Origin of the sequence: Actinacidiphila cocklensis, assembly GCF_907177275.1 — a bacterium.
Classification (GTDB): Bacteria; Actinomycetota; Actinomycetes; order Streptomycetales; family Streptomycetaceae; genus Actinacidiphila; species Actinacidiphila cocklensis.
Genome location: NZ_CAJSLV010000082.1, coordinates 16,841 through 40,546 on the forward strand (window position 1 = coordinate 16,841; position 23,706 = coordinate 40,546).

Annotated in this window: 20 protein-coding genes; 16 read left to right on the forward strand and 4 right to left on the reverse strand. The window is 73.5% G+C overall.

The annotated features are described in order from the left end of the window. Positions 1-36 precede the first annotated feature (36 nt). On the forward strand, positions 37-1,167 hold the full coding sequence (locus tag NFU81_RS30380; protein ID WP_251496899.1) for a glycosyltransferase family 4 protein: 1,131 nt from the start codon (positions 37-39) through the stop codon (positions 1,165-1,167). Between the two features lie 198 nt (positions 1,168-1,365). Here the strand turns inward: NFU81_RS30380 and NFU81_RS30385 are convergent, their stop codons facing one another. Beyond that, positions 1,366-3,180 (reverse strand): glycoside hydrolase family 15 protein, encoded by a 1,815-nt coding sequence (locus NFU81_RS30385; RefSeq protein WP_251496902.1) that lies wholly within the window; start codon positions 3,178-3,180, stop codon positions 1,366-1,368. Between the two features lie 360 nt (positions 3,181-3,540). On the opposite strand from NFU81_RS30385, the gene NFU81_RS30390 reads away from it, so the two are divergent. The 9 genes from NFU81_RS30390 (at position 3,541) to NFU81_RS30430 (ending at position 14,409) form a co-directional block, all read left to right on the forward strand. After that, entirely contained in the window at positions 3,541-5,193 is a 1,653-nt protein-coding gene (locus NFU81_RS30390) for a CTP synthase (RefSeq protein ID WP_251496904.1), read from the forward strand. A gap of 57 nt (positions 5,194-5,250) precedes the next feature. Next, positions 5,251-5,874 (forward strand): NUDIX domain-containing protein, encoded by a 624-nt coding sequence (locus NFU81_RS30395; RefSeq protein WP_251496906.1) that lies wholly within the window; start codon positions 5,251-5,253, stop codon positions 5,872-5,874. A gap of 115 nt (positions 5,875-5,989) precedes the next feature. Further along, complete coding sequence (locus NFU81_RS30400) at positions 5,990-7,954, forward strand: tetratricopeptide repeat protein (RefSeq protein WP_251496909.1); 1,965 nt, start codon at positions 5,990-5,992, stop codon at positions 7,952-7,954. A gap of 250 nt (positions 7,955-8,204) precedes the next feature. Continuing rightward, positions 8,205-9,320: an alanine dehydrogenase gene (ald, locus tag NFU81_RS30405; RefSeq protein WP_251496993.1), complete on the forward strand. Its 1,116-nt coding sequence runs from the start codon at positions 8,205-8,207 to the stop codon at positions 9,318-9,320. Between the two features lie 245 nt (positions 9,321-9,565). Continuing rightward, positions 9,566-10,654 carry a ParA family protein gene (locus NFU81_RS30410; RefSeq protein ID WP_078582668.1) on the forward strand — a complete coding sequence of 363 codons (1,089 nt, stop codon included), beginning with the start codon at positions 9,566-9,568 and terminating at the stop codon, positions 10,652-10,654. Next, on the forward strand, positions 10,639-11,358 hold the full coding sequence (locus tag NFU81_RS30415; protein ID WP_251496912.1) for a hypothetical protein: 720 nt from the start codon (positions 10,639-10,641) through the stop codon (positions 11,356-11,358). Before NFU81_RS30410 ends, NFU81_RS30415 begins: the two co-directional genes overlap by 16 nt. A gap of 65 nt (positions 11,359-11,423) precedes the next feature. After that, complete coding sequence (locus tag NFU81_RS30420) at positions 11,424-12,521, forward strand: segregation and condensation protein A (RefSeq protein WP_251496916.1); 1,098 nt, start codon at positions 11,424-11,426, stop codon at positions 12,519-12,521. Further along, positions 12,518-13,210 (forward strand): SMC-Scp complex subunit ScpB, encoded by a 693-nt coding sequence (gene scpB / locus NFU81_RS30425; RefSeq protein ID WP_251496936.1) that lies wholly within the window; start codon positions 12,518-12,520, stop codon positions 13,208-13,210. The genes NFU81_RS30420 and scpB overlap by 4 nt, the downstream gene beginning before the upstream one ends. Continuing rightward, positions 13,210-14,409, forward strand: a complete 1,200-nt coding sequence (locus NFU81_RS30430) for a pseudouridine synthase (RefSeq protein ID WP_251496939.1) — start codon at positions 13,210-13,212, stop codon at positions 14,407-14,409. Before scpB ends, NFU81_RS30430 begins: the two co-directional genes overlap by 1 nt. Before the next feature lie 6 nt (positions 14,410-14,415). On the opposite strand, the gene NFU81_RS30435 is transcribed toward NFU81_RS30430, so the two are convergent. Continuing rightward, positions 14,416-15,177, reverse strand: coding sequence for a nucleotidyltransferase domain-containing protein (locus tag NFU81_RS30435; protein WP_251496942.1), 762 nt, complete (start codon positions 15,175-15,177; stop codon positions 14,416-14,418). 220 nt (positions 15,178-15,397) lie between these two features. On the opposite strand from NFU81_RS30435, the gene NFU81_RS30440 reads away from it, so the two are divergent. The 4 genes from NFU81_RS30440 to der all read left to right on the forward strand — a co-directional run bounded on the left by NFU81_RS30440 (position 15,398) and on the right by der (position 19,497). Then, positions 15,398-16,483, forward strand: a complete 1,086-nt coding sequence (locus NFU81_RS30440; RefSeq protein ID WP_251496945.1) for a prephenate dehydrogenase — start codon at positions 15,398-15,400, stop codon at positions 16,481-16,483. A 136-nt stretch (positions 16,484-16,619) separates the two neighbouring features. Continuing rightward, entirely contained in the window at positions 16,620-17,300 is a 681-nt protein-coding gene (cmk, locus tag NFU81_RS30445; RefSeq protein WP_251496949.1) for a (d)CMP kinase, read from the forward strand. Between the two features lie 80 nt (positions 17,301-17,380). Further along, positions 17,381-17,965, forward strand: coding sequence for a lysophospholipid acyltransferase family protein (locus tag NFU81_RS30450; protein WP_251496996.1), 585 nt, complete (start codon positions 17,381-17,383; stop codon positions 17,963-17,965). Positions 17,966-18,039: 74 nt separating this feature from the next. Next, positions 18,040-19,497 (forward strand): ribosome biogenesis GTPase Der, encoded by a 1,458-nt coding sequence (gene der / locus NFU81_RS30455; RefSeq protein WP_251496952.1) that lies wholly within the window; start codon positions 18,040-18,042, stop codon positions 19,495-19,497. Between the two features lie 18 nt (positions 19,498-19,515). Here der and NFU81_RS30460 read toward each other — a convergent pair whose 3' ends face one another. Beyond that, the gene (locus tag NFU81_RS30460) at positions 19,516-19,764 is read right to left on the reverse strand and encodes a hypothetical protein (protein ID WP_251496955.1); all 249 of its coding nucleotides are present in this window, start codon (positions 19,762-19,764) and stop codon (positions 19,516-19,518) included. An 811-nt stretch (positions 19,765-20,575) separates the two neighbouring features. Beyond that, on the reverse strand, positions 20,576-21,424 hold the full coding sequence (locus NFU81_RS30465; protein WP_251496958.1) for a hypothetical protein: 849 nt from the start codon (positions 21,422-21,424) through the stop codon (positions 20,576-20,578). Positions 21,425-21,627: 203 nt separating this feature from the next. On the opposite strand from NFU81_RS30465, the gene NFU81_RS30470 reads away from it, so the two are divergent. Together NFU81_RS30470 and NFU81_RS30475 are read left to right on the forward strand one after the other, a co-directional pair. Beyond that, a complete protein-coding gene (locus tag NFU81_RS30470) occupies positions 21,628-22,248 on the forward strand; it encodes a LysM peptidoglycan-binding domain-containing protein (RefSeq protein WP_251496961.1) in 621 nt (206 codons plus the stop codon). A gap of 135 nt (positions 22,249-22,383) precedes the next feature. Next, positions 22,384-23,667: a glycosyltransferase gene (locus NFU81_RS30475; protein ID WP_251496963.1), complete on the forward strand. Its 1,284-nt coding sequence runs from the start codon at positions 22,384-22,386 to the stop codon at positions 23,665-23,667. Positions 23,668-23,706 lie beyond the last annotated feature (39 nt).

Consider the following 23,706-nt stretch of genomic DNA (forward strand, 5'->3'; position numbering starts at 1 on the left):
CCGCACACCAGGCCCGAGTCAGGAGCAGTACCCCGCGTGAGCAGCACCTCCGACCCCTTCGCAGGGCAGCTGCACGCCGTGCACGTGCTGGGCACGACGGCGGGAGCGCATGTCAGCTCGCTGGTCGGCGGGCTGGTGGCGCGGGGTGTCGAGGTGACCGTGTGCGGCCCGGACGCGGCCGAGGCGGACTACGCGTTCGGTGCGACCGGCGCCCGGTACGTCCCCGTCGACCTGGGCCGCCGCCGCGCCACCGCGGCCGACGCGCCGGTGGTCGGCGCGCTGCGTGCCGCTTTCCGCGGGGCCGGTGTGGTCCACGCGCACGGCCTGTGGGCCGGCTTCCTCGCCGCCGTCGCGCTCGGCGGCCGCGGTGTCCCGCTGGTCGTCACCTGGCACGGCGGCGCCCCGGTCGGGGGCGGCCGCGGCCTGGTGCTGCGCTGGCTGGAGCGGCGGGCGGTCCGCGGCGCGACCGTCGTGCTCGGCGTGTCGTCCGAGCTGGTCGACCGGGCGCGGGGCCTGGGCGGCAAGGACGTACGGCTCGCGCCGGCCGCCGTACCGCGTCCGCCGGGCCGGCCGCCCAGGCCGCCGGACGAGGGCGAGCGGTACCGGCAGAAGACCAGGGCCGACCACGGCGCCGTCGACCGCCCGCTGCTGCTCTCGGTCGGCAGGCTGGAGTCGGCCCAGGGCTACGACCTGCTGCTGGACGCCGCCGAGATGTGGTCGGCGCTCGACCCGGCGCCGCTGGTCGCCGTCGCGGGCGAGGGCGGGCAGCGGGCCGCGCTCGAACGCCGCATCGAGGCGGCGCGGCTGCCCGTGCTGCTGCTCGGCCGCCGCGACGACGTCCCCGACCTGCTGGCCGCGGCCGACGTCGTGGTCCTGCCCAGCCGCTGGGAGGCCCGCGCGCTGATCGCCCAGGAGGCCCTGCACGCGGGTGTCCCGCTCGTCGCCACGGACGTCGGCGGCATGCGCGAGCTCGTCGGCGACGCGGCGGTCCTGGTCCCCTACGGCGACCCTCGCGCTCTGGCCACCGCGGTCACCACGCTGATCGCCGACCCCGACCGCCGCACGGCCCTCTCCATCGCGGGCCGCGCCCAGGCCGCCACCTGGCCCACGGAGGATGACACCGTCGCCCAGGTCCTCAGCATCTACGACGAACTGACCCAGCCCTGAACACCCGCTCCCGCGCCTTCCCGCACGTGGGCACACTTCCCCCGGGCACGGGGGTGTGCGGTACCCCTGCGCAGGGGGTGCGTTTTCCCCGGCCGCGGTGGCTTGCGGGTTCCCCTTCCGCAGGGGTCCCCCGTGCCGGGGGAAGCGAACCCCCAGCGGCAGGGGCACCCCCCCTGGGGGAAACCCGCCCCGGAGGGGCTACGCCGAGAAGGCGCCCGCGGCGGTGAGCCGCAAGGCCGTGTCGATGAGGGGGACGTGGCTGAAGGCCTGCGGGAAGTTGCCGACTTGGCGTTGCCGCCGGGGGTCCCATTCCTCGGCGAGCAGGCCGAGGTCGTTGCGCAGCACCAGCAGCTTCTCGAACAGGCGCCGCGCCTCCTCGACCCGGCCGATCATCGCGAGGTCGTCGGCGAGCCAGAAGGAGCAGGCCAGGAAGGCGCCCTCGTCACCGGGCAGGCCGTCGAGGTTGTCGTCGCCGCTGGTGTCGGCGCTGGACGTCGGGTAGCGCAGCACGAAGCCGTCCTCGGTGGACAGCTCCCGCTGGATCGCCTCGATGGTGCCGATGACCCGCTTGTCGTCCGGCGGCAGGAAGCCCATCTGCGGGATCAGCAGCAGCGAGGCGTCCAGCTCGCGCGAGCCGTAGGACTGCGTGAAGGTGTTGCGCTGCCGGTCGTAGCCCTTCTCGCACACGTCGTAGTGGATCTCGTCGCGCAGGTCCTTGAGCCGCTCCACCGGCCCGTCGACCTCGCCGGACTCGATGAGCTTGACCGTGCGGTCGACCGCGACCCAGGCCATCACCTTGGAGTGCACGAAGTGCCGGCGCGGGCCGCGCACCTCCCAGATGCCCTCGTCCGGCTCGTTCCAGTGCTTCTCCAGGTAGCGGATCAGCTTGAGCTGCAGCAGGCTCGCGTAGTCGTTGCGGGCCAGGCCGGTCATGTGGCCCAGGTGCAGCGCCTCGGTCACCTCGCCGTAGACGTCCAGCTGGAGCTGGTGCGCGGCGCCGTTGCCGATGCGGACCGGGGTGGAGCCCTCGTAGCCGGGCAGCCAGTGCAGCTCGTTCTCGCCGAGTTCGCGCTCGCCGGCGATGCCGTACATGATCTGCAGGTTCTCCGGGTCGCCCGCCACCGCCCGCAGCAGCCACTCGCGCCAGGCCTGCGCCTCCTCGCGGTAGCCGGTGCGCAGCAGTGAGGACAGGGTGATCGCGGCGTCCCGCAGCCAGGTGAAGCGGTAGTCCCAGTTGCGGACCCCGCCGATGTCCTCCGGCAACGATGTCGTGGGCGCCGCGACGATGCCGCCCGTCGGCCCGTAGGTGAGCGCCTTGAGGGTGATCAGCGAGCGCACCACGGCCTCGCGGTACGGGCCGGTGTACGTGCACTGGGCGACCCAATCCCGCCAGAACTCCTCGGTCGCGGTCAGCGACCCCTCCGGGTCGGGCAGCGAGGGCTGCGGCTTGTGCGACGGCTCCCAGCTGATCGTGAAGGCCAGCCGGTCGCCCGGCGCGACGGTGAACTCCGAGTACGTCGTCAGGTCCTTGCCGTACGTGTCGACCTCGGTGTCCAGCCACACCGAGTCGGGACCCGCCACCGCCACCGTGCGGTCGCCGACCTTGTGCACCCACGGCACCACCTGGCCGTAGGCGAACCGCATCCGCAGCGCGGAGGACATCGGCACCCGGCCGCTGACCCCTTCGACGATCCTGATCAGCTGCGGGGCGCCGTCGCGGGGCGGCATGAAGTCGATGACCCGGACCGTGCCGCGCGCGGTGTCCCACTCGGACTCCAGTACGAGCGAGTCGCCGCGGTAGCGGCGGCGTGTCGCGGCCGGCGGCCGCTCGCTGTCGCGGTGCGTCGGCCCCAGGCGCCAGAAGCCGTGCTGCTCGGTGCCCAGCAGCCCGGCGAAGACCGCGGGCGAGTCGAACCGCGGTAGGCACAGCCAGTCGACCGTGCCGTCCCGGCAGACCAGTGCGGCGGTCTGCATGTCTCCGATGAGTGCGTAGTCCTCGATACGCCCGGCCACGTGCAACTCCAGTCGAATGACGGCGCCGCCCCAGTGGCTGGGACGGTCTTGCGGTCTGGGGATATTCGACGAGCTCATGATCCGGGAGCGGGCGGGATGGTGCCGTGCCGGCCGGCTCGCATCAATGCGTCCGTGCAGGATACGTCGTCAGGGTGGATGGTGTGCGTGTCTCGGTGATCTTCGCGAGCCGGTCGGGGTGCACTTCCGGCACACCGGGCACGCGCCGCCTGCCGTGACCGCCCGGCACCGCTGATACCCTGGTAGCCCGTGGGCCGGTGGGCTGAACCACTGAACCGCCGCGACGGCGCTCCCCGACGAGCACCGTCCCGACCCTCACCTCGCGACCACGGGAGCCCCCTCTTGGCAATTGCGCCGAAATCCACGACGACCAAGCACATCTTCGTCACCGGTGGGGTGGCCTCCTCGCTCGGCAAGGGACTGACCGCATCCAGTCTCGGCGCGCTGCTCAAGGCACGCGGCCTGCGGGTCACCATGCAGAAGCTCGACCCGTACCTGAACGTCGACCCGGGCACGATGAACCCGTTCCAGCACGGTGAGGTCTTCGTCACCGAGGACGGGGCGGAGACCGACCTCGACATCGGCCACTACGAGCGCTTCCTCGACGTCAACCTCGCCGGTTCCGCGAACGTCACCACCGGGCAGGTGTACTCGACGGTGATCGCCAAGGAGCGGCGCGGCGAGTACCTGGGCGACACCGTGCAGGTCATCCCGCACATCACCAACGAGATCAAGTCCCGTATCCGGCGGATGGCCACCGACGACGTCGACGTGGTCATCACCGAGGTCGGCGGCACCGTCGGCGACATCGAGTCGCTGCCGTTCCTGGAGTCGGTCCGCCAGGTCCGCCACGAGGTCGGCCGGGACAACGTCTTCGTCGTCCACATCTCGCTGCTGCCGTACATCGGCCCGTCCGGCGAGCTGAAGACCAAGCCCACCCAGCACTCGGTGGCCGCGCTGCGCAACATCGGCATCCAGCCGGACGCGATCGTGCTGCGCGCCGACCGCGAGGTGCCGACCGCGATCAAGCGGAAGATCTCGCTGATGTGCGACGTCGACGAGGACGCGGTCGTCGCGGCGATCGACGCGCCGTCCATCTACGACATCCCCAAGGTGCTGCACACCGAGGGCCTCGACGCCTACGTCGTCCGCCGCCTGGACCTGCCCTTCCGGGATGTGGACTGGGCGCAGTGGGACGACCTGCTCCGGCGGGTGCACGAGCCCGCGCACGAGGTGAAGGTCGCGCTGGTCGGCAAGTACATCGACCTGCCCGACGCCTACCTGTCGGTCACCGAGGCGCTGCGGGCCGGCGGCTTCGCCAACAACGCCAAGGTCCACATCAAGTGGGTCACCTCCGACGCGTGCAAGACCCCGGCGGGCGCCGCGGAGCAGCTCGGTGACGTGGACGCGGTCTGCGTGCCCGGCGGCTTCGGCGACCGCGGTGTCGAGGGCAAGGTCTCGGCGATCACCTACGCCCGCGAGCAGCGCATCCCGCTGCTCGGGCTGTGCCTGGGCCTGCAGTGCATCGTCATCGAGGCGGCCCGCAACCTGGCCGGCATCACCGACGCGAACTCCACCGAGTTCGACCCGGCGACCGCCCACCCGGTGATCTCCACCATGGCCGAGCAGCTCGACATCGTCGGCGGCAAGGGCGACCTGGGCGGCACGATGCGGCTGGGCACCTACCCGGCCAAGCTCGCCGAGGGCTCCATCGTCCGCGAGGTCTACGGCGACCAGCCGTACGTCGAGGAGCGGCACCGGCACCGCTACGAGGTCAACAACGCCTACCGCGCGGACCTGGAGAAGGCGGCCGGCATCGTCTTCTCCGGCACGTCGCCCGACAACAAGCTGGTCGAGTACGTCGAGTACCCGCGCGAGGTGCACCCGTACCTGGTGGCGACCCAGGCGCACCCGGAGCTGAAGTCCCGCCCGACCCGCCCGCACCCGCTGTTCGCCGGGCTGGTGAAGGCGGCGGTGGAGCGGCGCACCAGCTGATCCGTCCCGTTCCTGCTCCCCCGTTTCTCCTGTTCTCCCGTTCCCGGAAGGCGCAGCATGCTCAAGGACACCCCGGAGGAGTGGCGGGTCACGGCCACCGCCACGCCCTTCACCGGCAAGAAGACCAGCGTCCGCACGGACGAGGTGGTCATGCCCGACGGGAGCACGGCGACCCGCGACTACCAGGTGCACCCCGGCTCGGTCGCCGTCCTGGCGCTCGACGACCAGGAGCGGGTGCTGGTGCTGCGGCAGTACCGGCACCCGGTGCGGCACAAGCTCTGGGAGATCCCGGCGGGGCTGCTCGACATCCCCGGCGAGAACCCGCTGCACGCGGCGCAGCGCGAGCTGTACGAGGAGGCGCACGTCAAGGCCGAGGACTGGCGGGTCCTCACCGACGTCTACACCACGCCGGGCGGCTGCGACGAGGCCGTGCGCATCTTCCTGGCCCGCGGCGTCTCCGAGGCGGAGGGCGAGCGCTACGAGGTCTCCGAGGAGGAGGCCGACATGGAGGTCGCCAGGGTGCCGCTCGCCGACCTGGTCCGCGGCGCCCTGGCCGGCGACCTGCACAACAACTGCCTGGTCGTCGGTGCCCTCGCGCTGCACGCCGCACTGGCCGACGGCGCCCTGGACGCCCTGCGCCCGGCCGAGGCCCCGTGGCCGGCGCGTCCGTTCACGGTGTGAGCCCCGCTTCCGCCTGAGGCGGGCCTTCCGGGTGCCGCGTACGGCGGCGCGGGCGTCAACTACGCTCGTCGCCGTAGCGGCAGCGGCAGGACCGACCCAGCCGGGAGCGTGGCCCGTGACAGACCAGTCCCTCCACCCGGAGCCCCCTTCGCCGCGGCCCGGGGACGGCGGGGTGGTCGAGCTTCCCGGTGTGCCGGCGCACTTCGTCGGGCGGGAGCGGGAACTGGCCGAGCTGCTCGCGGACATCGACCGGCCCGGCCTGGGCAGCGGTACGCCGACGGCGGCCCGGGTGCTGCTGGTGGCCGGGCGGCCCGGGACGGGGCGGACAGCGCTGGCGCTGCGGCTCGCCGCGGAGGTCGCCGACCGCTATCCCGACGGCCGCTACTTCGTCCGCTTGACCAGCGCGGAGGGCGCGCCCGTACCGGTCGAGCAGGTCCACCGCGGGCTGCGCCGGGCGCTCGGCCGGGGTCCCACACGGCGGCTCCTGCTGGTGCTGGACGACGTGGTGCAGGCCGCGCAGCTGTCCGCGCTGCTGCCCGAGTCGGCCGGCAGCCTGGTCGTGGCCACCTCGGGCGGTCCGCTGTCCGGCGTGCCCGACGTACGCCCCTGCACCCTCGGCGGGCTCGACACCCCGGCCGCGGTGCGGCTGCTGACGGCCGAGGTCGGCGCCACCCGCGTCAGCTGCGACCCGCGCGGCGCGGAGACCCTCGTCCAGGAGCTCGCCGGCCACCCCACCGCCCTCCATCTGACCGCCGCCTGGCTCACCGCCCACCCCGGCCTCTCCTTCGCCGAGGCGACCACCCGGCTCCGCGAGACGCCCGCCACGCCCTTCGCCTCCGGGACGGGGGCGCCGCCCGCCGCGGGCGAGCTGGTGCGGGCCTTCCGGCTGGTCCACGACGGGCTGCCGGCCGTCGCCGCGCGGATGCTGCGGCTGCTGGTGCTGGCGCCCGCCGGGGTCGTGGACGCGCAGGGCGCGTCCGCGCTCGCCGGGTGCTCGGTGGAGGTGGCGCAGGGGGTGCTCGACGACTTCGTACGGGGCGGGCTGCTGTCCGGCGGGGCGCCCCAGTACCGCGTGCCGGGCTGCCTCGAACCGATGCTGGCCGCGCTGCTCGCCGGGGCCGAGCGGCCGGAGGAGCTGCGGCTGGCGCGGGCCAGGATGCTGGAGCGGACCGTACGGCTGCTGCTGTCGTGCCGGGCGACGCTGGCCCGCGAGCCGGTCGAGGAGGGCCTGCCGCGAGCCCTGCGGTTCGACACCGCCCAGGCGGCCGCCGGCTGGCTGGAGTCCCGGCTGCCCGCCCTGCTCGCCGCCGTGCGCTCCGCGGTCGCGGACGGCGAGCTGGACACCCTCGCCCGCCGCCTGGTGGCCGCCATGGTCCGCGCGCTCGCCGCCTTCCCCGGCGGCGACGCGATGGCCGCCGAGCGCTACGAGCTGCACTCCCTTGTCCTGGACGTCGCCGAGCGCCGCGGGCTGCCGCGCGAGCGGGCCGCCGCCCTGATAAACCTCGGCGACCTGGACGCCGCCGCGGGCCGCACCGACCGCGCCCTGGACCGCTACCGGGTCGCCCTGGACGCGGCCCGCGCCTGCGACGACCGGCAGGCCGAGGGCCGCGTCCTGGAGGCGCTGGGCGGCACGTACCTGGAGCGGCACGACCCGGGCCGCGCCTTCGACTGGTACGGCCGCGCCCTGTCCCTGCGCCAGGCCGGCGGCGAACTGTCCGACCAGGCCCGGCTGCACGGCAGGATCGGCACCCTGCTGGCGTCCGTCGGCCAGTACGACCAGGCGCTGCGGGCCTGGCGGACGGCCGCGGGGATCAGCAAGCGGCTCGGTGACCTGCCGGCCCAGGCCCGCGCACTGGCCGAGGCGGCCAGGGTGCAGGACGTCGACGGCCGCCCCGAGGACGCCGTCCGCAGCTGCCGCGACGCGCTGTACTGGGCGCGGCAGGCGGCCGACCGCCGCCTGGAGGCGGCGCTGCTGCTGCGGCTCGCCGACCTCCTCGACCGGCTCGGCGACCCGGAGGGCGCCAGGCTGCAGCGCGAGGCGGCGAACGGCCTGTTCAGCCCGGGTACGCCGGCCGGCTGAAATTCCCCGGACCGTGACACCGCGGCAATGCGCCGGTGACCAGCCCATGTGTAGCGCAAGCCCTCGCCAGCCTACGAAACTGCCAATCGTCTCCGAAGAACCAGCCACTTTGTAAGGCTGGACAGCAGCTCTTCCTTCACTAGACTGGGCGTGGCCGCACACAACGCGGTCAGGTCCGACGTGTCGTGTCATCCTGCACCATGTCAGGACATTCCTGCCGGTAACCCTCATCGCAAGGACCGTGATCGACGTGAAGGTGGGCATCCCCCGCGAGGTCAAGAACAACGAGTTCCGCGTGGCCATCACCCCGGCCGGCGTGCACGAACTCGTCCGAGGCGGACACCAGGTCGTCGTCGAGGAGGGCGCGGGCGACGGCTCGTCCATCCCCGACGCGGAGTACGTCGCGGCCGGCGCCGCGATCCTCGGCACCGCGGACGAGGTGTGGGCCGCCGCCGATCTGCTGCTCAAGGTCAAGGAGCCGGTCGCCGAGGAGTACCACCGGCTGCGCAAGGGCCAGACGCTCTTCACCTACCTGCACCTGGCGGCCTCCCGCGAGTGCACCGACGCGCTACTGGAGTCCGGCACCACCGCGATCGCGTACGAGACGGTCGAGACCGCGGACCGCCGGCTGCCGCTGCTCGCCCCGATGTCCGAGGTGGCCGGCCGGCTCGCCCCGCAGGTCGGCGCCTACCACCTGATGCGCTCGGCGGGCGGCCGCGGTGTGCTGCCCGGCGGGGTGCCCGGGGTGCTCTCCGGGCGGGCCGTGGTCATCGGCGCCGGCGTCTCGGGCTGGCACGCCACCACCATCGCGCTCGGCCTCGGCTTCCACGTCACCCTGCTGGACAAGGACGTCAACAAGCTGCGCGAGGCCGACAAGGTCTTCGGCAACCGCGTGCAGACCATGGCGTCCAACGCGCTCGTGCTCGAACAGGCCGTGCTGGACGCCGACCTGGTGGTCGGCGCGGTGCTGATCCCGGGCGCCAAGGCGCCCAAGCTGGTCACCAACGAACTGGTGTCGCGCATGAAGCCCGGCGCGGTCCTCGTCGACATCGCGATCGACCAGGGCGGCTGCTTCGAGGACTCCCGGCCCACCACGCACGCAGAACCGACCTTCACCGTCCACGACTCGGTCTTCTACTGCGTGGCCAACATGCCGGGCGCGGTGCCCAACACCTCGACCTACGCGCTGACCAACGCCACCCTGCCGTACGTCGTCGAGCTCGCCGACCGCGGCTGGCGGGACGCGCTGCGCCGCGACCCGGCGCTCGCACTCGGCCTCAACACCCATGAGGGACAGGTCGTTTACGGTCCGGTCGCCGACGCGCACGGCCTCGATTCGGTCGAACTGCGCACACTGCTTGGCTGATAGCGACACGCGGTGTCACCACGGTGTCAACACTGCACCTCCGGCCGGGTCTTGCGACGTCAGGACCCGGCCGTTCGTGTGCTTACGCCCTTGACAGCGGGGTGTTCGGTTGCCGACACATCGTGCCGTGTCCGGCGGATTGTGTTGCTGTGAACCACCGACACGCCATAGAGTCGCGAATCGTCGGCTGTAGTCACGCTGACCTGTCTAGAAGTTTCCTGGTCACCAAGGAGGTAAGACGACTTGTGAATGAGTCGACATTTGCTCCCGGGGGTGGTCAACCAGGAACGACCGTCGGTTCCGTCGCGGTCCGCACCTTCGAGTCCCGCAGGGCCGAGACGACAACAGAGACGCAACCTGCTTACGCCATGGCGCCTTTCAACGACGACAACGACCTGCAGGACGGCCAGTTCTACGACCCGGACGCGGAGTACGAACCCGATCCGGAGTACGCCGCCACCCTCGCCCCTGACGCGGCCCGCCAGCGCCGCGAACGCGTCGGCCCCACCGGCCGCCCGCTGCCCTACTTCCCGATCCCCAACCCGCTCACCGACCACGGCCCGGCGAAGATCGTCGCGATGTGCAACCAGAAGGGCGGGGTCGGCAAGACCACCTCGACCATCAACCTGGGTGCCGCGCTGGCCGAGTACGGCAGACGGGTGCTGCTCGTCGACTTCGATCCGCAGGGGGCGCTGTCCGTCGGACTCGGCGTCAACCCGATGGAGTTGGACATCACCGTCTACAACCTGCTGATGGAGCGCGGGCTGGCGGCGGACGAGGTGCTGCTCAAGACGGCGGTGCCGGGCATGGACCTGCTGCCCAGCAACATCGACCTGTCGGCCGCCGAGGTCCAGCTCGTCAGCGAGGTGGCCAGGGAGTCGACCCTGCAGCGCGCTCTCAAGCCGCTGATGGCCGACTACGACTACATCGTGATCGACTGCCAGCCCTCGCTGGGCCTGCTCACCGTCAACGCGCTCACCGCGGCGCACTCGGTGATCGTCCCGCTGGAGTGCGAGTTCTTCGCGCTGCGCGGCGTCGCGCTGCTCACCGAGACCATCGAGAAGGTCCGCGAGCGGCTCAACCCGGAACTCGAACTCGACGGCATCCTCGCCACCATGTACGACTCGCGGACCGTGCACAGCCGCGAGGTGCTGGCCCGCGTGGTCGAGGCCTTCGACGAGCACGTCTTCCACACCGTGATCGGCAGGACCGTCCGCTTCCCGGAGACCACGGTGGCCGGCGAGCCGATCACCACCTACGCCTCCAACTCCGTCGGCGCCGCCGCCTATCGCCAACTCGCCAGGGAGGTGCTCGCCCGGTGCCACGCCGAGTGACCCTGCCGGGTGCCGACGAGCTGTTCAGGACCACCGGGGGTGCGGCGCTCCAGGCACCGCAGCCCCGGCAGCAGCCGCAGCAGCACACCGGTGGCGAGCCGCGCGAGCCGCAGGGCGACGCGCGGACGCGGTCGGGCCAGGAGCCCGGCCGGGACGGCGAGGCGGCGGAGGGCGACCCGGAAACGGCGCAGGAGGGCCGTGACCGCGGCGCCCAGGAGCAGGGCGGCAGCACGGCGGAGCACGGCGGCCGGGACACCCCGCAGGGCCGCAGGCCCCCGGGCGGCCCCGGCGCGGGCACGGGTGCCGTCAACGGCACCGCCACGGCACCGCCCCAGCCGTACGTCCCGGTCCAGCAGCCGTACGCCCAGACCTCCGCGGTGCACCCGGTGGCTCCGCCGGTCACCGCGCAGCCCCCGCAGCCCCAGCCCGGGCCGCAGCAGTCCCCGCAGGGCGGGGCACGCCGCAAGGCGCCCCGGCAGAACCGCCGCCCCAGCGGGCGCGAGCGGCACGACGAGAAGATCACCGTCTACGTGTCGGCCGAGGAGCTGATGGACCTGGAGCACGCGCGGCTGGTGCTGCGCGGCGAGCACGGCCTGGCCATCGACCGCGGCCGGATCGTCCGCGAGGCGGTCGCCGTGGTGCTGGCCGACCTGGAGTCGCGCGGCGACGCCAGCATTCTCGTACGCAGGCTGCGCGGACGCTGAGCCCCCGCGTCAGCCGTCCCCGGGGGCGATAGCCTGCGTCTCCCGCCCCCGCACCCTGGACCGCGATGCCGACCACCACGACCGACGACTCCGACCGCCCGCGCCGCCGCCTCGGCCGCGGCGCACAGAGCTGGGCGGAACCGGTTGCGGAGCCGGCGCCCGCGGCGGCCGCGGAGCCCGAGCCCCTACCGGTCGCCGAGCCCGAACCCGAGCCCGAGCCCGACGCGGCGGACGTACCGGGGCACGTACCGGCGGACGCGCCCGTGGAGGCGCCGCAGGACGCGGCGGACGGGACGGCAGGCGAGGCCGAGGGCGGTGAGGAGGCCGGTGACGGGCGCTTCACGGTGCGGCTGTCGAACTTCGAGGGTCCGTTCGACCTGCTGCTGCAGCTGATCTCCAAGCACAAGCTGGACGTCACCGAGGTCGCGCTGTCCAAGGTCACCAACGAGTTCATGGCCTACCTCCGGGCCATGGGGCCGGACTGGGACCTCGACCAGACCACCGAGTTCCTGGTGGTCGCCGCCACGCTGCTGGACCTCAAGGCGGCCCGGCTGCTGCCCGCCGCCGAGGTCGAGGACGAGGCCGACCTCGCGCTGCTGGAGGCCCGCGACCTGCTCTTCGCCCGGCTGCTGCAGTACCGCGCGTACAAGCAGATCGCGGCGATCTTCGCCGAGCGCCTGGAGCAGGAGGCGCTGCGCTACCCGCGTACGGTGGGACTGGAACCGCAGCACGCGGAACTGCTGCCCGAGGTCGTGCTCAGCATCGGCCCGGAGCGTTTCGCGCAGCTCGCGGTCAAGGCGATGCAGCCCAGGCCGCGGCCCCAGGTGTACGTGGACCACATCCACGCGCCCCTGGTCAGCGTGCGCGAGCAGGCCGAGCACGTGATCGCGCTGCTGCGCGAGCGGGGCGCGGCCAGCTTCGGCGACCTCACCGCGGACGCGCCCGACACGCTCACCGTGGTGGCGCGCTTCCTGGCGCTGCTGGAGCTGTACCGGGAGAAGGCGGTCGCGCTGGACCAGGAGCAGGCACTCGGCGAGCTGCAGGTCCGCTGGACCGGCGGCGAGGAGCCGCCGGCCGCCCCGCTGGTGACCGACGAGTTCGACCAGGAGTCCGCGACCGGTCCCGCCAAGGACGGGAACGGCAGGAACGGAGAGCAACGATGACCGACGTGGCGGATCTCACCGCGGGACTCGATCTGCCGGAAGAACAGCGCCCGCCCACCGGGCTGCTCAGCGCGGCCACCGCGGAACTCGACCTGAAGCCGGCACTCGAAGCGGTGCTGATGGTGGTCGACGAACCCGCCACCGAGGAGGCCCTCGCCAAGGTGCTGGAACGCCCGCGCCGGGCCGTCGGCAAGGCGCTGCGCGAGCTGTCCGACGACTACACGCGTGAGGGCAGGGGCTTCGACCTGCGGCTTGTGGCCGGCGGCTGGCGCTTCTACACCCGGCCGGACTTCGCGCCGGCGGTGGAGAAGTTCGTCCTCGACGGCCAGCACGCCCGGCTCACCCAGGCCGCGCTGGAGACGCTGGCCGTGGTCGCCTACCGCCAGCCGGTCAGCCGTTCCCGGGTCTCCGCGGTGCGCGGCGTCAACTGCGACGGCGTGATGCGGACCCTGCTCCAGCGGGGTCTGGTCGTCGAAGGTGGGACGGAACCCGAGACAGGTGCGATCCTGTACAGGACGACGAACTACTTCCTGGAACGCATGGGCCTGCGCAGCCTTGACGAGCTGCCCGAGCTCGCCCCGTTCCTGCCGGAGGCGGACGCGGTCGAGGCGGAGTCCCAGGAGGGGCTGCCGTCGTTCGATCCGGATGCGCCGGACGAGCCATCGACCATTGCGAATACGGAAACTTGATGCGAAGCAGCGACAGGAACAGCGGCGCCGACCGTAACCCCAGGGGCGGTGGCCAGGACCGCGGAGGCGCCGGGGCCGGCCGCGGTGGCGGCTCCGGCCGCGGCGGCTCGGGCGGGCGTGGCGGCACCGGCTCCGGCGGCCGAGGCGGCAGCTCCGGCACCGGCTCCGGCGGACGCCGCGGGGACGCACCCAGGCGCGGGGACGCGCAGGGGCGGCCCGACGGCCCGCCGCAGCGCCCCAGCAAGCCGCGCCCCGAGGAGCGCCGCTACGACGTCGGCAGCACCGGCCAGTCCGGTGCGAACAAGCCCGGCGGCATGCCCCGCACCAAGCCCGGCAGCAACAAGCCGACCGGGAACCGCGGCCGCGGTGCGGCCCCGGCCCGCCCGCGCGAGCTGGACGCGCAGATCGAGGAGCGCAACCGGGAGCGGCACAGCAAGCCCAAGCTGAACCTGCCCAAGACCTTCCCCGGCGCCGAGCAGGAGGGCGAGCGGCTGCAGAAGGTGCTGGCCAGGGCCGGTATGGGCTCCCGGCGGGCCTGCGAGGAGCTGATCGAGCAGCACCGCGTCGAGGTCAACGGGCGGATCGTCACCGAGCAGGGCCTGCGGGTCGACACCGAGCACGACGAGGTCAAGGTCGACGGGCTCACCGTGGCCACCCAGTCGTATCTGTTCTTCGCGCTGAACAAGCCCGCAGGCGTCGTCTCCACCATGGAGGACCCGGACGGGCGGCAGTGCCTGGGCGACTACGTCACCAACCGGGAGACCCGGCTCTTCCACGTCGGGCGGCTCGACACCGAGACCGAGGGCCTGATCCTGCTCACCAACCACGGCGAGCTGGCGCACCGGCTGACCCACCCCCGCTACGGCGTGCAGAAGACCTACCTCGCCGCGATCCAGGGACCGCTGCCGCGCGACCTGGGCAAGCAGCTCAAGAGCGGTATCGAGCTGGAGGACGGCTGGGCGCGGGCCGACCACTTCCGCATCGTGCAGAACACCGGGAAGAACTACCTGGTCGAGGTCACCCTGCACGAGGGCCGCAAGCACATCGTGCGCCGGATGCTCGCCGAGGCGGGCTTCCCCGTCGACAAGCTGGTCCGCACCAGCTTCGGGCCGATCCCGCTGGGCGACCAGAAGTCCGGGTGGCTGCGCAGGCTGACCAACACCGAGGTCGGCATGCTCATGCGCGAGGTCGACCTGTAGTCCTGCTCAGCCACGTAAGCGGTCGGCGGCGGCGTCCCTCTCGTGGACGGCCGCCGCTTCCGTGTCCGGTGCCGGGTCCGCCTGCGCCGAGGCCCGGCGGACGCGGACCAGGAAGTCCTCGACCCTGGCCCGGTCCGGCTCCTCCGGTAGCGGGGTGAGGGCCGCGGCCGCGTCCGCCTCGTCGTGCAGCGTCCGCATCCAGCCGCGCACCTCCTCCCAGCCCAGTTCGCCCCGCCGCACCGCGAGCAGCGCGTCCCGCCGGTCGCCGACGTCGATGGTGAGGGTGCCCGTACGCAGCAGGTCGCGGCAGCTGGTCAGCAGCCGCAGCAGGTGCATGGCGTGCTTCCAGCGCGGCTCGCCCTGGGTGCGGATGTCCGCTTCGAGCCGGCCGAGCTGCTGGGCGGCGTAGCCGCGGAAGCTCGCGTCGACCCTGCGGGACAGGAACGCGTCCCGCAGGTCGACCAGCTCGCGCCCGGTGGCGTCCAGCCGCTCGACCAGCGGTGAGTGCAGGCACTCCAGCACGTTGGGGTTGGCCCGCAGCGCCAGGGTGCAGAAGCGCTCGATCTCCCAGGAGAACTCCTCGTCCCGGGGCCCGCTGACATGCGTCGGGGGCTTGTCGAACCGCCAGAACAGCGGGGCGGGGGCCACGAAGACCCCGCGCCGGTCGGTGTCGCTGGTCTCGGTGGCCAGACCGAACGCCCGCGAGCCCATGACACACGCGTAGACCGTGTGCTCACGGACGAGATCGTGCCCAAGGGATTCACGCATAGGCGCGATTATCGCCAGCGCGTCCGCCCGCCCGCCGGGAATTTGCCGCTTCGGACGGTGGCCAGGGGATTTACGGGGAGTACGGGACGCCTGGTGCCGGCCCCACGGCCTTGGCCTGCGTGTCTCGTCCTGCGGTCCCGGGTCTCGCAGCAGCCCCGCGCTGGCTACGCTGGACGCGAGCCCCCGGCCGTACGCACCCCCTTCCCAAGGACACCGCCACGTGAGAACCGCATTCGTCATCGGCGCAGGACTCGTCGGTACGTCGGCCGCGCTGGCGCTCACCGCCCGCGGGGTCGACGTCCGGCTCAGCGACCAGGACGACTCGGCCGCCAGGACCGCCGCGGCGCTCGGCGCGGGCAGCGCGGTGCCGCCGGAGGAGACCGTCGACCTGGTGATCGTCGCGGTGCCGCCGGCGCATGTGGCGGCCACCCTGGCCGACGCGATGGCCCGCGGCCTGGGCCGCGGCTACCTGGACGTGGCCAGTGTCAAGGGCGGCCCGCGCCGCGACCTGGAAGCGCTCGGCTGCGACCTGTCCGGCTACGTCGGTACGCACCCCATGGCGGGCCGCGAGCGCTCGGGGCCGCTGGCCGCCACCGAGGACCTCTTCGAGGGCCGCCCGTGGGTGCTGACGCCCACCGCGGCCACCGACACCGAGGTGCTCAACCTCGCCCTCGAACTCGTGGCGCTGTGCGGCGGCGTCCCCGTCGTCATGGACGCCGACGCCCACGACCGGGCCGTCGCGCTGGTCTCGCACACCCCGCAGCTGATCTCCAGCATGGTCGCGGCGCGGCTGGAGAAAGCCGAGGACAGCGCGGTGCGGCTGTGCGGCCAGGGCATCCTCGACGTCACCCGGATCGCCGGGTCGGAACCCGCGATGTGGATGGACATCCTCAGCGCGAACCCCGGACCGGTCGCCGACGTCCTCGCCGACATCGCCGCGGACCTCGGCAGCACGGTCGAGGCGCTGCGGGCGCTGCAGAGCGCCGACGACGCCAAGCGGCACGACGGCGCCGCCGCGGTCCAGGACGTGCTGGTACGCGGCCGGGCCGGCCGGGCGAAGGTGCCGGGCAAGCACGGCGCCGCCCCGAAGGTGTACGAGGACGTCGCCGTCCTCATCGGCGACCAGCCGGGCGAGCTGGCCAGGCTCTTCGCCGACGCCGGTGCCGCCGGGGTGAACATCGAGGACGTGCGCATCGAGCACAGCACGGCCCAGCAGGCGGGTCTCGTCCACCTCTTCGTCGAGCCGCGCTCGGCTCCCGTGCTCGCCGCCGCGCTGCGCGACCGCGCATGGTCCCTGCGGCCCTGAGCCCCCGCGGGCGCCTCCGTTCCCGCGCCCCTTCGGGGCCCGGCTCCTCCGGGGGGATCGGGGGGTCATGATTGGCCGGTAATCTAGGTGGAATGGCCCGGCGCCCAGCCGGGTGGCACGAGGAAGGCCTTCCGCTGTGGACAACCCGGTGATCGTCGCCATCGACGGCCCCTCCGGCACAGGCAAGTCCAGCACTTCCAAGGCGGTCGCCGCCAAGCTCGGGCTCAGCTACCTGGACACCGGCGCACAGTACCGGGCCATCACCTGGTGGATGCTGAACAACGGCATCGACGTCAACGACCCGGCCGCCGTCGCGGACACCGCGGGCAAGGCGGTCGTCGTGTCCGGAACGGACCCCCTCGACCCGCAGATCAGCGTCGACGGCGTGGACGTGACCATGCCGATCCGCTCGCAGGAGGTCACCGCCGCCGTCAGCGCGGTCAGCGCCGTCCCCGAGGTCCGCTCCCGCATGGTGGAGTACCAGCGCGCCGCGGCCGCTTCTGCGGCCGCCGGCATAGTGGTCGAGGGCCGCGACATCGGTACCACCGTGCTGCCCGACGCCACCGCGAAGATCTTCCTCACCGCCTCCGCCGCCGTCCGCGCCGCCCGCCGCAGCACCGAGCTGAACGGCACCGTGAGCGTCGCCGCCACCCAGGAGGCGCTGACCCGGCGGGACGCCGCCGACTCCGGCCGCAAGACCTCCCCGCTGGCCATGGCCGCCGACGCGGTCGAGGTCGACACCTCCGAGCTGACCCTCGACCAGGTCGTGGACCGGGTCGTCGCCCTGGTCGAGCAGAAGCTGGCGACCGTCAGGTGACCGCAGCGCACCACCAGGAAGCCGCCGCACTGCCCAGCCCGCGCGGCGCCGCCGTCGCCCGCGGCATCGGCATCGGCCTGATGAACGGCCTGTGGCGCCCCCGGGTGCTTGGCGCCTGGCGCATCCCCGCGCAGGGCCCGGTGATCCTGGCCGGCAACCACGCGCACAACATCGACGGCCCGATGCTGATCGGCACCTCGCCGCGCCCGCTGCACTTCCTGGTGAAGAAGGAGGCCTTCGTCGGGCCGCTCGACCCGTTCCTGCGGGCGATCGGCCAGATCGAGGTCGACCGCAAGAGCCCCGACCGCACCGCGATCGTGCACGCGCTGGGCGTGCTGCAGCAGGGCGGTGTGCTCGGCATATTCCCCGAGGGCACCCGCGGCGGCGCCGAGTTCGCCGAGCTGCGGGCGGGGCTGGCGTACTTCGCGGTGCGCTCCGGGGCGCCCATCGTGCCGGTGGCGGTGCTGGGCAGCGCCCGCGAGGGCCGCCTGGTGTCCGCGCTGCCACCGCTGCGCAGCAGGATCGACGTCGTCTTCGGCGACGCCTTCACCGCGGGCGACGGCAGCGGACGGCGCACCCGCAGCGCACTGGACGCCGCCACCCTGCGCATCCAGGACCGGCTGACCTCACACATGGCCGAGGCCCGGCGGGCCACCGGCCGCTGAACCACCGCCGCTGCACCACACTGGCTGATGCCACACGGTGCCGCGCGCACCACTGTTGACCGACGGAGAGACCAATGGACCAGCACGACCAGCACGGCGAGACCGGCGCGCTCGGCGACGCCGAATACGCCGAGTTCATGGAACTCGCCGCCGAGGAGGGCTTCGACCTCGAAGAGGTCGCCGACGACCTGGCGGAGGCGGGCCACGGCCCGCTGCCGGTGCTCGCCGTCGTCGGCCGCCCGAACGTCGGCAAGTCGACCCTGGTCAACCGGATCATCGGCCGCCGCGAGGCGGTCGTCGAGGACAAGCCGGGCGTCACCCGCGACCGCGTCACCTACGAGGCGAACTGGAACGGCCGCCGCTTCAAGATCGTCGACACCGGCGGCTGGGAGCAGGACGTCCTGGGTATCGACGCCTCGGTCGCCGCGCAGGCCGAGTTCGCCATCGAGGCGGCCGACGCGGTGGTCTTCGTGGTCGACGCCACGGTCGGCGCCACCGACACCGACGAGGCCGTCGTCAAGCTGCTGCGCAGGGCGGGCAAGCCGGTCGTGCTGGCCGCCAACAAGGTCGACGGCCCCTCGGGCGAGGCGGACGCGGCGGCGCTGTGGAACCTGGGCCTGGGCGAGCCCTTCCCGGTCTCCTCGCTGCACGGCCGCGGCACCGGCGACCTGCTGGACGCGATCCTCGACGTGCTGCCCGAGGCGCCCGCGATGACCTTCGGGGACGTCGTCGGCGGCCCGCGCAGGATCGCGCTGATCGGCCGGCCCAACGTCGGCAAGTCGTCCATGCTGAACAAGATCGCCGGCGAGGACCGGGTCGTCGTCAACGAGATGGCGGGCACCACCCGCGACCCGGTCGACGAGCTGATCGAACTCGGCGGCATCACCTGGAAGTTCATCGACACCGCGGGCATCCGCCGCCGGGTCCACCTGACCGAGGGCGCCGACTACTACGCCTCGCTGCGTACCGCCGCCGCCCTGGAGAAGGCCGAGGTCGCGGTGATCCTGGTGGACGTCGCCGAGACGCTCGCCGAGCAGGACACCCGGATCATCTCGATGGCCGTCGAGGCCGGCCGCGCGGTCGTCATCGCGTACAACAAGTGGGACCTGCTCGACGAGGAGCGCCGCTACTACCTGGAGCGCGAGATCGAGCGCGACCTCGTCCAGGTGCAGTGGGCGCCCCGGGTCAACGTCTCGGCCCGCACCGGGCGGCACATGGAGAAGCTGGTCCCGGCCATCGAGACCGCGCTGGCCGGCTGGGAGACCCGGGTGCCGACCGGCAGGCTCAACGCCTTCCTCGGCGAGATCGTCGCCGCGCACCCGCACCCGATCCGCGGCGGCAAGCAGCCGCGCATCCTGTTCGGGACGCAGGCCGGTACCAAGCCGCCGCGCTTCGTCCTGTTCGCCTCGGGCTTCCTGGAGGCCGGCTACCGGCGCTTCATCGAGCGCCGGCTGCGTGAGGAGTTCGGCTTCGCCGGAACCCCGATCCAGGTCTCGGTGCGGGTCCGCGAGAAGCGCGGCCGCAAGAAGTAGCCCTGCGGGCGGGTGCTGTCAGCGCTCGTCCATCCGGTTGTCCGGGCGGCCCGGCGGCAGTGCCGCCGGGCCGTTCCCCCTGTGCCGGCCGGGCGACGCCGGGGGGTAGTCCGGGTGCCAGGCGGAGAACCCGTTGAACTGGAGCGACTCCTCGCCGGTGCGGTCGCCCGGCAGCGTACGGAAGAGCCGGCGGTACTCGCTGTACAGAGCGTCATAGATCGGCGTGGCCGAGCTACCGCCTCCGGAGCCGTCCTGCGAGGTGCGCATCGACGGGATATACCGCTGGAAGGGGGACCGGGAGGAGGCGTCAAAGGTCTGCACGTATGTGCCAACGACCTGGCCTTCCTCCAGGATGCGGTCCGCCCGGCTGATTCTCCCCCGGCCGGGATGTCCCGACGGCCCCCCTCCGCCCCGGGGCCGCCCCTCCGCCGGCCGCGGCGGCCGGGGGTTCACCCTCCGTAAGCGGACCCGCTTCCGCGGGCCGCTGTGGCTCCCCTGCCGTAAGGGGGTGCGCTTCCGCGGGCCGCGGTGGCTGTGCGGAGCCCCTTCCGCGAGGGAGTGCGCTTCCCCGGGCCGCGGTGGCTGAAGGGTGCCTCTTCCATAAAGGGGTGAGCTTCCGCAGGCCGCGGTGGCCGTGGGGTGCCCCTTCCGTAAGGGGGTGCCCACCAGGGGCGCGGGGAACGGCGCGCGCAACCCGCCCCCAGGGCTTCGCCTGGGGGCGCCCCCATCTCGCTTCGCTCGCCGGCCGGTGGTCCGGATCGGACCGAAGAGCCCCTTTGGGTCGGTGGCGACCCGCGCCCCGGTGGTGGGACGGTCGCGCAGTTCCCCGCGCCCCTGGTGGCCGCCCCCTGTGTAAGGGGCGCCGCACTCCCGTCGCGCCCGGCGGAAGGGCGCCGCCCGGCGCAGTCGCACCCCGGCCCCGCGCCCGCGGGAGGGCGCCGCCTGCGTAAGGGGAACCGCACATCCACCGCGGCCCGCGGAAGGGCGCCCCCTGCGGAAGGGGAACCGCGTACCCGCCGCGCCCGGCGGAAGGGGGCCGCCCGCCGGAGGGGGACCGCGCTACTGCCCGCGGGCAGGTTTACGTGCCCGCGAGTGGCATGGTCGCCGCGACGAGCTGGCCCCGGGCGCAGGCCTTGGCGAGGGCATCGCGCATGAGGTCCTCGCGGGGCTGCCGCCCGATGGAGCCGGCAGGCCCCGCGTAGACGTACACCGCGTTCGTGCGGCTGACCGCCGCCCGCCAGCCGTCGCTGACCTGGAGCGGCTGGTGCGCCTGCCACCACGCGGTGGCGGGGGCGCCGCCGGCCGCCGGCTGGAGCACCGCGTGCAGCTTGCCCATCGCGAGCAGCACCGACCAGCCGGCCAGCGGCGACGGCGGTGCCTCCAGGTCGAGCTGCGGCATGAAGCCCTGCTCGATGAGCAGCGGCAGGAAGTCGTCACCGCCGCCGCCGGAGCCGGCCCGGGCGACCGGCCCGGTCGGCTCGATGACCAGCGCGGGACGCAGCACCTCCTCGACGATGATCAGCCCGCAGGTGATGCCGAGCACCGCCTGCCGGGGCGGGGGAGCGCCCACGGCGGCGGCAGGCGGCGGGGCCGGGACCGGCGCGGCCAGGGGCGCCGCGAAGGCCGGTGCGGCCGGTCCCAGCTCGTCCTCGTCGCCCGAGATGCTGCGCACCGCGCCCTGCAGCTGCTCCTCCGAGACCGGCACGACCTGCGAGGGGATGCAGGCGGCGTGCGCGAAGGCCAGTACCGCGGTCTCGTCGCCGACGAAGAGCACCGTGCTGGTCCGCTCCTGCCCGGTGTCCCCAGGGGTGCGGCAGGACGTGCAGTCGTACGTGCCAGGCGCGTTCTCGCCGGCGAGGAGCCGCTGTGTCTCCTCGTCGCCGATCTCGGCTCGTACCTCGTCGCTCACGTCGAGCAGGGGCGCCACGGGAGTCTCCTTGGTCCGTTTGGCCGGGCCTGCCCCGGCGCACTGTGACAACGGCCGGTCTGTGCCGGGAGTCACGGTTTGCGGATATGCGGGTTCGTGCCCGCAGGCGGGCGGCGGGGAGGGTGGGCCGAACGGGTGCGGTACGGCGGAGGGCGGGGCGTGCCGCCCGGAAACGCGGGGGAGTGCGTGCTTAGCGTGGGCCGATGAGCGAGAAATCGTCTTATCGTCATGTTCCGCGACGGCACCGGGCAGCCGTCCTCGTCGGTCTCGGCACCGCAGCCGTGCTGCCGCTGGTCACCCAGCCCGCCGAGGCTGCGCAGTCCACCCCCACGCGCCCGGCGGCCGCCCACGCGGCCCTGGGCAGCCCGGGGGAGTACCCCGCTGGGGCGGCGGCACGGGCGGTGGAGCGGGTCCGCTCCGTGTGGGATGACCTCGCGATGTGCGAGAGCAGCGGCGACTGGCACATCAACACCGGCAACACCTTCTACGGCGGGCTGCAGTTCTGGCAGCCGACCTGGGAGCTGTTCGGCGGCCTGAAGTACGCCGCGCGCGCCGACCTCGCCACCCCCGCGCAGCAGATCGCGGTCGCCGAGGCCGTGCTGCAGGTGCAGGGCTGGGGTGCGTGGCCGGTGTGCTCCAAGCGGCTCGGGCTGAGCGACCACACGCACCTCGTGCACACCGTGGGCATCGGCGAGACGCTGTCGGACATCGCCGCCGACTACGGCGTGTCCGGCGGCTGGCAGCGGCTCTTCGAGCTGAACCGGGCGGTCGTCGGCGCCGACCCGGACCGGCTGGTCGCGGGACTCGTCCTCACCGTCAAATGACCCCGCTATGCGGACGGAAGCCGTCCGCACCCTGAACCCGGGCTGAAGACCCGGCGGTTGTTAGGGTCGGGGACTGACATTCCTTCAGCCCCCGGCCCGAGCCGGGGCAGGATGCGGCCTCGGGGGACCACACCCATGCGTATCGTCTTTCTGCTGCACAACGCCTACGGCGTCGGCGGCACCATCCGCACCATCTGCAACCTGGCGGGCGCGCTCGCCGACGAGCACGAGGTCGAGGTCGCCTCGGTCTTCCGCAGCCGCGAGGTGCCCGCCTTCACGTACGACCCGAGGGTGCGGCTGCGCGCGCTCGCCGACCTGCGCGCGGAGAACCCGGCCCGGCTGCGCGACGACCCGCGGGCCGCCCGCCCGGCCGGGGTCTTCCCGCGCGGCGACCGGAAGTACGCCGAGTACAGCGCGCTGACCGACGACCTGATAGGCGAGTACCTGGCGGACCTGGACGCCGACGTCGTGGTCGGCACCCGGCCCGGGCTCAACGTGCACATCGCCCGGCAGGCCCCCCGGCGGGTCGTCAGGGTCGCCCAGGAGCACCTGACGCTCGACACCCACTCCACCCGGCTCACCGCGTCCCTGCGCCGCCGCTACCCGGCCCTGGACGCGGTCACCACCACCACGCAGGCCGACGCCGCGGTCTACCGCCGCAGGATGCCCGGTATCCGTGCCGCCGGGATACCCAACGGCGTGCCGTCCGCGGGCGACGCCGTCTCCGACGGCTCGGCGCCCGTCGTGGTCGCCGCGGGCCGGCTCGCCGAGGCCAAGCGCTACGACGACCTGATACGCGCCTTCGCCACCGTGGCCGCCGCCCGCCCCGACTGGACGCTGCGGCTGTACGGCAAGGGCGCCCGGCGTGCGGCCCTGGCCGCGCTGATCGAGGAACTGGACCTCGGCGGGCACGTCGAGCTGATGGGCACGGTCGCGCCCATCGAACCGGAGCTGGCCAAGGGGTCGATACTGGCCGTCACCTCCTCCATGGAGTCCTTCGGGATGACGATCGTGGAGGGCATGCGCGCGGGGCTGCCGGTGGTCGCCACCGACTGCCCGCTCGGCCCGCGGGAGATCGTCAGGGACGGTGTGACCGGGCGGCTGGTGCCGCCGCGCGACGTCCCCGCGATCGCCGCCGCGCTGCTCGGCCTGATCGAGGACGACGAGCGGCGCCGGGAGATGGGACGGGCCGCGCTGGCCGCGGCGTCGGCGTACGACCCTGACGCCGTCGCCGAGCGCCACCTGCGGCTCTTCCGCGAACTGCTGGACGCGCGGCGCCGTCCCGCGGCAGGTCCGCGGGCCGCCGTGCGCTCCACCGCGACCCTCGCGGCGGGGGCGGTGCTGACCGTGGTCGACACGGCGGCGGCAGCCGGCAGGGCGGCGGCCAGAAAGGCCCGCGCCCGGTCCGCGGGCCGCTGACGGACCCGCACAATCCCAATCCGTCCCGCATACCGGTCA

Excerpts from the sequence above, each read along its gene's own strand:
- NFU81_RS30420 (WP_251496916.1), top strand. The coding sequence starts at position 11,424 with ATGCCGACCACCACGACCGACGACTCCGACCGCCCGCGCCGCCGCCTC.
- NFU81_RS30470 (WP_251496961.1), top strand. The coding sequence starts at position 21,628 with ATGAGCGAGAAATCGTCTTATCGTCATGTTCCGCGACGGCACCGGGCA.
- NFU81_RS30460 (WP_251496955.1), bottom strand. The coding sequence starts at position 19,764 with ATGCGCACCTCGCAGGACGGCTCCGGAGGCGGTAGCTCGGCCACGCCG.
- NFU81_RS30475 (WP_251496963.1), top strand. The coding sequence starts at position 22,384 with ATGCGTATCGTCTTTCTGCTGCACAACGCCTACGGCGTCGGCGGCACC.
- NFU81_RS30430 (WP_251496939.1), top strand. The coding sequence starts at position 13,210 with ATGCGAAGCAGCGACAGGAACAGCGGCGCCGACCGTAACCCCAGGGGC.
- scpB (WP_251496936.1), top strand. The coding sequence starts at position 12,518 with ATGACCGACGTGGCGGATCTCACCGCGGGACTCGATCTGCCGGAAGAA.
- NFU81_RS30450 (WP_251496996.1), top strand. The coding sequence starts at position 17,381 with ATGAACGGCCTGTGGCGCCCCCGGGTGCTTGGCGCCTGGCGCATCCCC.
- der (WP_251496952.1), top strand. The coding sequence starts at position 18,040 with ATGGACCAGCACGACCAGCACGGCGAGACCGGCGCGCTCGGCGACGCC.
- NFU81_RS30435 (WP_251496942.1), bottom strand. The coding sequence starts at position 15,177 with ATGCGTGAATCCCTTGGGCACGATCTCGTCCGTGAGCACACGGTCTAC.
- NFU81_RS30395 (WP_251496906.1), top strand. The coding sequence starts at position 5,251 with ATGCTCAAGGACACCCCGGAGGAGTGGCGGGTCACGGCCACCGCCACG.